The following is a 10648-nucleotide window of genomic DNA, read 5'->3' as shown; positions in this document are numbered from 1 at the left end:
CTCGGCGATAGACCGCTGCTCGTCCAACACGAACGCGACCGCGCTGGCCTTGTACTCATCCGTGAAACTCCGGCGAGTCGATCCCACTGTACTGCCTCCCTTGTCCACGGCAGCTAACCCAACTGTCCACCAAACCGGGGACGGTCCAGGTGCCCGGACCTGAGCGAACACTCGTTGGTTGCTGGGACCCGAGCGAGCAGCGGACCAAGAATGTGGCGCTCCACCGGTGTGCGAGATGCGGGCGATGCCGTCGCGCAATGTGTGGGCATCGCCTGCCGTCCGGGGTGGATGTCGGTGCTCGGTTCTAGGGTTGTTTCATGAGCACGAAGGCGGCCCGGCAGATGCGAGCGAGGCGAGCGGAGATCGCCTCGCTCGCCTCCGAGGACGCGGTACTGGACCGGGTCCGCCAGGTCCGCAAGGTCCAGGCGGGCGCGGAGGCCGATCTGTTCTTCCTGGCGATCGAGATCGCCCAACGCAGCCCGGTCACCGAAGACTGCGGGGCGTGGTCCTGTCACACCGATCTGGCCCTGGGGGTCTCGTACTGTGATTCGGCGGCGAACTGGTTCGCGGCCGTGACCGGCTTCTCCACCGACGCCGCCCAGGCGATGCTCCTCGAAGCCCTCGAGGTCGCCGAACGCCTGCCGCTGCTGTACGGGCGCGTGCTCGATGGGCGCACCCGGGCGCACACGGCCCGGCTCGTGGCCGAACAGACCCTCGGCCTGAATGATGAGGCGGCCCGGTTCGTCGATGTCCAGGTCGCTGCCGCCGGGGCGATCCGGGGCCGATACGCCATCAAGGGTCTCGTGCGGGAGGCGATGATCACCCACATGCCCGACCAATACGCCGACCTGCAGCGGGCGCAGGCCGATCCGCGCCGGGCCGATGTCCACATCGGCACCGACGGCACCGGCCGCATCGACGCGATCGTGTCCACCTTCGCGGCCCTCGATCTGGAACAGAGCCTGGCCTTCGGGGCCGCCCAACTCAAGGCCGCCGGATCGGGTGAGGTCCTCGACGCCCGACGCTCCCTCACGTTCGAGGGCATCATCGCCGCCACCCACCACCCCGCACCGGCCCGGCAAGACGGCTTCGACCTCACCAACGGACAATCAGGCCAGCAGGCACAGGAGGCCCAGCAGACCCAGGGACCGGGGGTGCCGGACTGCATGGGCGGCACGGACGGCACAGTTGGCACCAGCAGTGCTGTGAGCGTGGCTGCGGCCGCTGCAGTCGATCTGACTCCCGATGAAGCCGCGGGCCAGTTCGACGGCTCGATCGTGCGCACAGCCGCGGGCCCCGCTGCCGGAACGGCGGTGGGCGAAGCTGCGGCGGCCGGAGCTGCGGCGGACCCGACCGGCGAGGCGCCTGCGACGGCTGCGGGCGGTGGTGTGTCCTGCGGGCCTGCGTGGTCGGGTCGGGGCGTGCCGCGGGCGAAGGTCGTCATGTACCTGCATATGAACGCCTCCGCGTTCTGGCCCGACGGCAGGCCACCCGACCGTCCCGACTGTCATTCTGGAAACCGACCACCCGATCGCCATCCCGGCGACCGGCCTCCTGGTCATCCCGATCGTGATCCCGGTGGCCCGCCCGACGATGGCTTCTGCGCGGGCCCGACCCACTCGGCCTATGTCGCGGGGCGGTTGTCCCGTGAACCCGTGCGCATCGAGGGGCCGGGGATCCCGCCCGGGCTCGTGATCAGCGCCGCCGAGATCGCGGCCATGTTCACCACACCCCACGGCCCGGCCATGCCCGACAGCGCGCCCGCTGACGGACCGCGCGGGCCTGGTGGTCCTGGCGGGCCGCGCGGGTCTGGTGGGCCGTGGGGGCCGCAGATATTCGTGCGTCCGGTCATCGACCTCGAGACCGAACACGAAGTCGCCGGCTATGCCGCCGGGGACGTGATCAAGGACCACCTCCACCTACGGGATCGAACCTGCGTGTTCCCCAATTGCGCCCGCCCGGCCCGGGCCTGCGATGCCGACCACATCGACTCCTGGAAGACCGATGCCCAGGGCGATCCGGTCGGCGGGCCGACCTGCACCTGCAACCTCGCCAGCCTGTGCCGCCGGCACCATCGCTGGAAGACCCACAACCACCCCGGACAGCCGCAGGGCCGCGGCTCCTGGTCCTACGTCATGCTCGGACCCGGAACCTACTACTGGAGCGGCCCCATGGGCCTACGGTTCCTACGCACCCCGACCGGCACGAGCGAGGTCACCGACCAGGCCTGGCACCGCCACGACCTCGCCGCACTCCAGGGCCCCCAGGGTCTCGAGACCCTCCCGGGACTCGAGGAGGTCCCGAGCCATGAAGCGTGCCCGGACTCCCGGGCCCGCCGCGACGACCTCGACGAGGCCTTCATGGACGCCCTCGACTACGAATACGGCAATGCCGACAGCGAGGTCGACCCCAGCGAAGCCGACCTCGAGGCCATCCTCGCCGACCGGCCCCCGCAGCCGCCGTCCAGGTAGCCGCCTGACGGAGGTCCCGCCCGGCCGCGCGAGCATCGGCGCGGCCGGGCGAACATCGGCGCGGCGAACATCGGCGCGGCGAACATCCGCGCGGCGCGCGAGCATCGGCACGCTGCGCGGGCACTGGTCCGGATGGGCTCGATCCAAGCCGCGATGGCCGCGGCCACGGCGTCGGCGACCGGTGGGCGTCACGCGGCGGCAGCGACAGGCCGATTGCGACACCGGCCCTGTTCGGCGCGGCGAGCTCCTAGGTCAGCCCTCGCCCGCGCGCCTCGTCGAGGGTGAGCCGCCGGGTGACCGCGCGGTCCCAGGGAACGGTCCAGCCGAGCTGATCGAAGACATAGTCGAGGAGATTCCCCGTGAATCCCCAGACCCAGCCGGTGGGCGCTCGAAATCCGGCGGATCGGTGCCCCATGAAGGTGATCGTTGCCCGGTTCGCCGGGTCGAGGAGCGCCGTGACCGGTACGCGTAGCGGCTCGAGCACCTCGGCGGTGTCGGTGTGCGGCAGGTGTCCAGGGTCGTCGCACCAGCCGACCACGGGCGTGACGATGTTGTCGCTCACCGGCACGGTCACGGTGCCAAGCCTGCCCACGATCTCGATCCCGGCGGCGGGAACGCCCGTCTCCTCCTCCCCCTCCCGCACCGCGGCCTCGAGGATGCTCTCCCCGGGGTCGATGCCGCCACCGGGCAGCGCGATCTGCCCGGGATGATGGAGGAGATGGGGTGAGCGCTGCACGAGGAACAAGTCGATGCCGGAGCCCGGCGGCGCCGCGCTCGGCGTGAACAGCGCGAGCACGGCCGCGCGCCGGAATCCGCGCGCCTCCGCCGGGTCGTAACGATGGGGCCCCTCGAGACCCGGGAGGTCACCCGCGCGGTAGCGTCCGACGAGCGAATCGAGGTCGGCCCGCCATGTCCGGGAGCCCGCCTCACCCACGGTGCTCGGGTTCTCGGGCATGGCGGGCCCGGCCGTCATTCGGGGCGCCCGGCACCCGTGGCGTGCAGATCGTCCTGGAACGGCGCGGTCTCGGGGCCGCCCGTGGTTCCCGCCGGCGGGCCGGGCGGCACGGGCGGGCCGGGCGGCTGCGCCGGCGCAGCAGCTCCCGGCGCCGCCGGAGGATCCGTCGGCCCCGACTGCTCGATCGGGCCCGGTTGCTCGATCGGGCCCGGTTGCTCGATCGGGCCTGGTTGCTCGATCGGGCCCGGCTGCGCGATGGGGCCCGACTGCTCCGGGGTGGCGGCCACGTGTCCGAAGCGGTGCAGCGTGCGGCTCACGGCCTGTTCCCGCAGGAACACGAGGAGCTCCCGCCGCCCGGACGTGAGCACCGGTCCCGAGAACAGGGTCACGTCGGCCACCTCGGAGTTCATCGCACGCGCGAGCCCGCCGAGCTCACGCTCCCCGAGCACGCGCACTCGGCCGGTCACCTCGCGAGTGCTCACGCGTCGGGCGAACTCCTCGCCGGTCTCCACGCGCCACACGTGACTGAGGCGGGCCGGGATCTCCGGGGTCGGAACACCGTCGGCGGTGCCCGGCCCGCTCGCGGGCGGCGGGTCCGAACGACCGGCGTGGCCGGGCCGGGCGTCCTCCGGAAGCGACTGTGCGATCGCCGGGGCGACGCTCACCTCGATCGGCACACCGACGCACGCCGCCGCGAGCATGATGCGCACGACCTGAGCGGGGGTGACGTCCGTGCCCGCACGCACGGTCGCACCGGGGACGGTGCGGTACCGCAGCACGTTGGACTCCGCGGCGAGCCCGCTCGGATCCCGGTCGATCGAGTAGTCGTCGCGGGCCGCACCGTCGGAACGGGCGGCGTTGTGCAGCACGGACTGGTCGACCGGGGAGACCCAGCCGGCCACGTCCTCGAGCATCGCCGCGACCCGCGGCCCGACCCGGCCGAGCACCTGCGGGTCGGCGGTCTGGCTCCACGTCCCCAGCTGGGCCACGTACGTCGGCCCGCCGGCCTTCGCGCCGGGCCCCACGGCCGATCGCTTCCAACCGCCGAAGGACTGCCGCTGCACGATCGCTCCGGTGATGTGCCGGTTGATATAGGCGTTGCCCACCTCGACGCGCTCGAGCCACGTTCCGATCTCGTCCGGGTCGAGGCTGTGCAGCCCGCCGGTGAGCCCGTAGGCCACCTGGTTCTGCCACTCGATCGCCTCGTCGAGATCCCGGGCGTGCATGACTCCGACGACCGGGCCGAAGCACTCGGTGTGATGGAACCACGAACCCGGCCGGACGCCGTCCTTGAGCCCGGGCGACCACAGCCGGCCCGACTCGTCCAGGCGCCGGGGCTCGACCCACCACGACTCGCCCTCCTCCAGGGAGGTGAGCGCGCGCTCGAGCTTGCCGCTCGGGGCCTCGATGACCGGGCCCATCCCGGCTCCGAGGTCCGTGGGCATCCCCACGCGCAGGGAGGAGACGGCGTCGATGAGCTGGCGGCGCAGCTGCGAGGACCGGCCCGCGGAACCGACGAGGATGAGCAGCGAGGCGGCCGAGCACTTCTGGCCGGCGTGCCCGAACCCGGAGCGCACGGCATCGGCGACCGCGAGGTCGTAGTCGGCGCTCGAGGTGACGATCAACGCGTTCTTGCCGCTCGTCTCCGCGTACACGCGCGGGCCGCCGGGGCGGTCGGCCCGCCACTCGCTGAACCGGCGAGCCGTCTCGTAGGCGCCCGTGAGGATCACCGCGTCGACGCCCTCGTGCGCCACGAGCGAGCGGCCGCGGTCGTCCTCGGCCACGCGGACGGCCTGCACGAGATCGCTCGGCTGCCCCGCGGCGGCGAGCGCCTCGTGGATCGCGGTCACGACCACCTGCCCGCAGGCGGGCACCTGCGGTGCGGGCTTGAGCACGACGGCGGCCCCGGCCGCGAGCGCGGCGAGCACTCCCCCGGCGGGGATGGCGACCGGGAAGTTCCACGGCGGGGTCACGAGCACGAGCGTATGGGCCGTGAACGTGAGTCCCTCGGCCGCGGCGAGCCCGGGCAGGTCCTCGGCGCGGTCGGCGTAGTAGCGGGCGAAGTCGATCGCCTCGCTCACCTCGGGGTCGGCCTCGGCGACGGTCTTGCCGCCCTCGGCGGCCATGGCGGTGACGAGCTCCCAGCGATGTGCCTCGAGCCGGTCGGCGATCGCACGCAGCACGGCGGCCCGGTCGGCGGCGGGCAGCGCGGACCAGGCGGCGCCGGCCTCCCGGCCCCGAGCCACGACCCGGTCGACCTCGGCCGTCGTCTCGAGCTGCGGGATCGTCACCTCCGGCGCCGGTTCCGCCACGGCTCGACGGGCACGCTGGCGCACCGGCGCGAGGGCGGGGTCGGAGTCGCTGGTGTTGGCGAACGCGGGGCCGGCCGGCGGGCGCTGCAGGGACCGTCGGGGGCGGTCCCCGGTGCCCTCGAGCGAGGAGGCCGCGAGCCGGAAGGCGACCTCCTGGTGGGTCATCGCCTCCGGGTCGGAGGTGAAGTGGGCGTGGAGGAAGTTCTCGGGCTCGGCGTTCTCCTCCAGCCGGCGCACGAGATAGGACACCGCGACGCCGAAGTCGGCCCTGGCCACGACCGGCGTGTAGAGCACGATCGGGTTGGGCACGCTCGCCTGCACGGCCCGCACCTGCGCCGGCGCCATCCCCTGCAGCATCTCCACGTCGAGGGCCGCGGCGATGCCCCGTTCCGCGGCGAGCAGGTGGGCGAAGGCCACGTGGTGGAGGTTGTGGGAGGCGACCCCGAGCCGCACGGCGTGCGCGTTCTCGGGCCGCAGCGCCCGCTCGATCAGGCGCAGGTAGTTCGCGTCCACCTCGCGTTTGCGCTCGTACGGCGCCTGCGCCCAGCCGTGCAGCTCGGCCTCGACCTTCTCCATGGCGAGGTTGGCGCCCTTGACCAGGCGCACCTTGATCGGAGCCCCGCCGGCGTCGTACCGGGCCAGGGCGAACCCGATGAGCCGGTCCATCGCCTCGACCGAATCGGGCAGGTAGGCCTGGAGGGCGATCCCCGCCTGCAACGACATGAACTCCGGCTCGGCGAGGAGGTGCTCGAACACCTCGACGGTCAGGGCCAGGTCCCGGTACTCCTCCATGTCGAGGTTGACGAACTTCTGCGGATCCGAGGCCTGGGCCGCCCGCAGCAGCGGCCGGAGCCGCTCGATGACGCGCTCACGGGCACCGGCGGTGTCCCACGTGCTGATCTGGGAGACGAGGGAGGAGACCTTGACCGAGACGTAGTCCACGTCGTCCCGCCCGAGTAGCTCGATCGTGCGGTTGGTGCGGGAGGCCGCCTCCGCCTCGCCGTGCACCTCCTCCCCGAGCAGGTTGAGGTTGAGCCGCTGGCCGCTCTGGGAGCCGAGCGCGAGGTGATTCGCGAGCGCCGGGTCGGCGGAGTCGACCACGAGGTGGCCCACGAGGTGGCGCAGCCGCGTCCGCGCCGCCGGGATGACCAGGCGCGGCGCCATCCCGGCGAGCGCCGATCCCGCGCCGAGCAGGACCCGGTCCGCCGCGGACAGGAAGGCCGCACTCCCCCGCAGCTGCGCGAGCGCGCGCCCCGCGGCGAGCGGATCCTCGGGGCGGGCCACCCGGTCCACGAACCGGACCGCCAGGTCGAGCCCGGCCGGATCCGCCACGAGCGTGGCGAGCTGGCCGGACGTGCGGCGCTCCCGCGCGGACTGCGGGCCGGAACTCGCGCTCGCCCATTCCCGGGCAAGCTGGATCGCGGGGTCGATGAGCTGGTCCACGATGTTCAACGGTGCCCTCCTGATTGATGGCCGCCCGGTGACTCTCCCCGATGCGGGTGGCTCGAGACCGCCGAGGTGGATCGGTGCCGGCCGCGACGGTCTCACCGTCTAATGTAAGTGCTACCGAACATGAAAGGGGAGAAGCATGGCCGACCCGACCGATACTCGAGCGCCCGTCGGCGAAGCGCACGGCCCCGGCGCGCTACCGGTGCTCTCGCCGCGGCCGGGTGACCCGCTCCTCGAGGCCTCGGCGGGCGCCGTCCGCACGCGGATCGCGCGGATGCGCTCGGCGTATCCGGAGGCGAGCACCGGTGACCTGCGCTACATGCTCACCCAGCGGTACCTGTTCGCCGCAGCGGCGTCCGGCGGGCTGACCGGGGCGGCGGCCGCGGCGCCACGGTTGCGCGGCGCCGGCGCGCTCGCGCTCACCGCCGGGCACGTGGGGTCCTTCGTCGGCGCCTCCGCCGCGTTCGTGCTCGCCGTCGCTGAGCTCGAGGGGATGCCTGTGGACGACGTCGCTCGCCGCCGCGCGCTCGTGCTCGCCGCGCTCCTGGGCCGGGAGAGCGGGACGTTCCTCTCCGAGGAACTGCGGGTGACGCCGCCGACCTGGGGACGCACCCTCCTGCTCGACCTGCCGGTGACCACGGTCGCGCGGGTGAACAAGCGGCTGTACGGGCGGGTGCTGCGGCACAGCATCACCCGCGTCGGTGCCGTGACCGCGGGCCGCCTCCTGCCGTACGGGGTCGGGGCCGTGGTCGGCTACACGGGGAGCCGGGCGCTCGGGCGCATCGTCGTCGACGGCGTCGAGGAGGCCTTCGCCTAGCATGGGCGCCATGGCGGACACCCAATACGAAGCGCTGCTCTCCCACGTGCTGACCACCGGAACGCCGAAGTCCGACCGCACCGGCACCGGCACCCGCTCGATCTTCGGCCACCAGTTGCGCTACGACCTCGCGGCCGGGTTCCCGCTCGTCACCACGAAGCGGGTGCACCTGAAGTCGATCGTGGGTGAGCTGCTGTGGTTCCTGCGGGGCGAGTCGAACATCGGCTACCTGCAGGCGCACGGGGTGCGGATCTGGAACGAGTGGGCCGACGAGGCGGGCGAGCTCGGACCCGTGTACGGGGTGCAGTGGCGTTCGTGGCCCACCCCGGGCGGCGGGCACATCGACCAGATCTCCCGCGTGCTCGACCAGTTGCGCACGAACCCGGACTCGCGCCGGATGCTCGTCTCCGCCTGGAACGTGGCCGACCTCGATGCGATGGCGCTGCAGCCCTGCCACGTGCTCTTCCAGTTCTACGTCGCCGGCGGCAAGCTCTCCTGCCAGCTGTACCAGCGCAGCGCCGACCTCTTCCTCGGGGTGCCGTTCAACATCGCCTCCTACGCGCTGCTCACCCACATGGTCGCCGCGCAGGTCGGGCTCGAGGTCGGCGACTTCATCTGGACCGGTGGCGACTGTCACATCTACGACAACCACGACGCCCAGGTGCGCGAACAGCTGAGCCGCGCCCCCTACCCGTTCCCGCGGCTCGAACTCGGCCACGCGCCGTCCCTGTTCGACTACACGTTCGAGGACGTGCACGTGTCCGGCTACGAGCACCACCCGGCGATCAAGGCCCCGGTGGCGGTGTGATGCTCGGCATGATCTGGGCGCAGGCCCACGACCGGGTCATCGGCGCAGGCGGCGACCTTCCCTGGCACGTGCCCGAGGACCTCGCGCACTTCAAGGCGACCACCGGCTCCGACCCGGTGATCCACGGGCGCACCTCGTTCGAGGCGCTCCCGGCGAAGTTCCGGCCGCTGCCCGGCCGCCGCAACATCGTGCTCACCACCCGACCCGACTACGACGCGTGCGGCGCCGAGGTCGTCGGCTCCCTCGCCGAGGCGCTCGCCCTCGTCGCCGGCCGGGACGCGTGGATCTGCGGCGGCGGCCAGGTCTACGCCGATGCCCTGCCGTACGCCGACCGGCTCGTGGTCACCGAACTCGACCTGCGTGTGGACGGCGACGCGCACGCCCCGCGGATCGGTCCCGAATGGCACGTGGTCGCCCGCGGCGAGTGGCGCACCTCCCGCACGGGCGTCTCCTTCCGTATCAGCGAGTACCGGCGCCGCTGACCCGGGAAGACGACATCGTCGCGCCCCTCTCGCTGCACTCGAAGCGACGTGCGTCGTCGACCTGTGCCGGGCCGAGTTCGTAGCGGTCGGCCAATGCCTCACGACTCGTGCCCGGGTCTGGCGCATCTGCGTGGGACACCCGATCCCTCAATGCGTTCAGGCCCGGAGATCCGTGGATCTCCGGGCCTGAACCTTGGTGGCGGGGGGAGGATTTGAACCTCCGACCTCCGGGTTATGAGCCCGGCGAGCTACCGAACTGCTCCACCCCGCGTCGGTATGGCTCTACTGTACGGGCTGGCGACACTCCATGCAAATCGGCGTGATTCCGCGGCGAACGCCCCGGTCGGCGGGGCCGGCACGGGCCCATCGAGGGCATGGCGGGCATCAAGGGCATCAAGGGCAGCGAGGGCACGGAGTGATCGGAGTGATCGGAGTCCGCCCGCGAGACGTTGAGGGCGGATCCAGGTTCATGCGTTAGCGTCGGGGCGTTCCGTGCCCACGCCACGTGACTGGCTCGCCCAGACCGGGCGACCCATCCCCGGTCCCCCACCCAGGAGTCCCTCCATGCGGATCACACGTTCCCTCCTCGCGGCCTCGGTCGCCGCCGTCATCGTGCTGGCCGGCTGCAGCCCCGAGGCCGACGGCGGCGAATCCCCGGAGGCCTCCGAGAGCGCCTCCGCCGGCGCCACGGACGGCAGCGGCGAGAACGCGCTGCCCGAGGCCGACCTCGACGGCATCCCGGACGTCGTGGCCCAGGTGAACGACACCGAGATCTCCAGCGACGACTTCGTGCCCGCCTTCGAGGCCCGCCTCCAGCAGGCCGCGCAGCAGGGCGGCGAGATCGACCAGGACCTGCTCAAGCTGCAGGTCGCCGACCTGCTCGTGGACAACGAGCTGCTCATGCAGGCCTCCGCCGACATCGAGGTGACCGACGCCGACATCGACAGCACCCTCGCGGAGCTCGCCGCCCAGTTCGGCATGGGCTCCGCCGACGAGGTGATCGCCGCCTTCACCGAGCAGGGCATGACCGAGCAGGAGATCCGCGACGAGGCCTCCTCCCAGTTCCGGGTCGGTTCCTACCTCGAGTCCGAGGTCTCCGTGCCCGAGCCGACCGAGGAGGAGCTGCGGGAGCTCTACGACGCCGTGGTGGCGCAGATGGGCGAGAGCACGGAGGAGATCCCCACGTTCGAGGAGACCCGCGAGCAGCTGGCGAGCCAGGCGACGAGCGAGAAGCAGAACACGGCGATCGAGGGAGTCCTCGCGAAGCTGCGCGACGCCGCGGACGTGACGATCAACCTGTGACGCTCCTGCGATAGGCGCGCTGCGCCGTCCCCACGCGAACGCCCACCGGACC

General features: G+C 72.4%; 7 protein-coding genes, 1 tRNA gene and 1 pseudogene. 6 read left to right on the top strand and 3 right to left on the bottom strand.

Annotated elements, in window-relative coordinates; translation table 11 throughout:
- The first annotated feature begins 317 nt into the window (after positions 1-317).
- Positions 318-2471: an HNH endonuclease signature motif containing protein gene (locus tag GCG21_RS14005; protein ID WP_152910291.1), complete on the top strand. Its 2154-nt coding sequence runs from the start codon at positions 318-320 to the stop codon at positions 2469-2471.
- Positions 2472-2718: 247 nt separating this feature from the next.
- Here the strand turns inward: GCG21_RS14005 and GCG21_RS14000 are convergent, their stop codons facing one another.
- Positions 2719-3444 carry a CoA pyrophosphatase gene (locus GCG21_RS14000; RefSeq protein WP_152910290.1) on the bottom strand — a complete coding sequence of 242 codons (726 nt, stop codon included), beginning with the start codon at positions 3442-3444 and terminating at the stop codon, positions 2719-2721.
- Between the two features lie 18 nt (positions 3445-3462).
- On the opposite strand from GCG21_RS14000, the gene GCG21_RS17360 reads away from it, so the two are divergent.
- Positions 3463-3951, top strand: a complete 489-nt coding sequence (locus GCG21_RS17360; RefSeq protein WP_370517531.1) for a hypothetical protein — start codon at positions 3463-3465, stop codon at positions 3949-3951.
- Positions 3952-4436: 485 nt separating this feature from the next.
- On the opposite strand, the pseudogene GCG21_RS13990 reads toward GCG21_RS17360, so the two are convergent.
- Positions 4437-6902, bottom strand: a pseudogene (locus tag GCG21_RS13990) (bifunctional proline dehydrogenase/L-glutamate gamma-semialdehyde dehydrogenase); the annotation flags it as partial.
- A 424-nt stretch (positions 6903-7326) separates the two neighbouring features.
- Between GCG21_RS13990 and GCG21_RS13985 the strand changes: the two are divergent.
- From GCG21_RS13985 to GCG21_RS13975, 3 genes are read left to right on the top strand one after another with little or no spacing between them, the layout of a single operon-like run.
- Positions 7327-8004: a hypothetical protein gene (locus tag GCG21_RS13985; protein WP_152910289.1), complete on the top strand. Its 678-nt coding sequence runs from the start codon at positions 7327-7329 to the stop codon at positions 8002-8004.
- 10 nt (positions 8005-8014) lie between these two features.
- A complete protein-coding gene (locus GCG21_RS13980; RefSeq protein ID WP_152910288.1) occupies positions 8015-8812 on the top strand; it encodes a thymidylate synthase in 798 nt (265 codons plus the stop codon).
- 8 nt (positions 8813-8820) lie between these two features.
- On the top strand, positions 8821-9294 hold the full coding sequence (locus tag GCG21_RS13975; RefSeq protein WP_370460123.1) for a dihydrofolate reductase: 474 nt from the start codon (positions 8821-8823) through the stop codon (positions 9292-9294).
- Between the two features lie 194 nt (positions 9295-9488).
- Here the strand turns inward: GCG21_RS13975 and GCG21_RS13970 are convergent.
- Positions 9489-9565 (bottom strand) — tRNA-Met (locus GCG21_RS13970).
- A gap of 293 nt (positions 9566-9858) precedes the next feature.
- On the opposite strand from GCG21_RS13970, the gene GCG21_RS13965 reads away from it, so the two are divergent.
- The gene (locus GCG21_RS13965; protein ID WP_152910286.1) at positions 9859-10596 is read left to right on the top strand and encodes a SurA N-terminal domain-containing protein; all 738 of its coding nucleotides are present in this window, start codon (positions 9859-9861) and stop codon (positions 10594-10596) included.
- The last annotated feature ends 52 nt before the right edge of the window (positions 10597-10648 follow it).

The sequence above is a fragment of the Pseudactinotalea sp. HY160 genome, assembly GCF_009372055.1.
Taxonomy (GTDB): domain Bacteria; phylum Actinomycetota; class Actinomycetes; order Actinomycetales; family Beutenbergiaceae; genus HY158.
The sequence above is the reverse complement of the archived record's forward strand: the minus strand, read 5'-3'. Positions and strand labels throughout refer to the sequence as shown.

Coding starts and splice junctions, on each gene's coding strand:
- GCG21_RS14005 (WP_152910291.1), top strand. CDS start 318: ATGAGCACGAAGGCGGCCCGGCAGATGCGAGCGAGGCGAGCGGAGATC.
- GCG21_RS14000 (WP_152910290.1), bottom strand. CDS start 3,444: ATGACGGCCGGGCCCGCCATGCCCGAGAACCCGAGCACCGTGGGTGAG.
- GCG21_RS13985 (WP_152910289.1), top strand. CDS start 7,327: ATGGCCGACCCGACCGATACTCGAGCGCCCGTCGGCGAAGCGCACGGC.
- GCG21_RS13980 (WP_152910288.1), top strand. CDS start 8,015: ATGGCGGACACCCAATACGAAGCGCTGCTCTCCCACGTGCTGACCACC.
- GCG21_RS13975 (WP_370460123.1), top strand. CDS start 8,821: ATGATCTGGGCGCAGGCCCACGACCGGGTCATCGGCGCAGGCGGCGAC.
- GCG21_RS13965 (WP_152910286.1), top strand. CDS start 9,859: ATGCGGATCACACGTTCCCTCCTCGCGGCCTCGGTCGCCGCCGTCATC.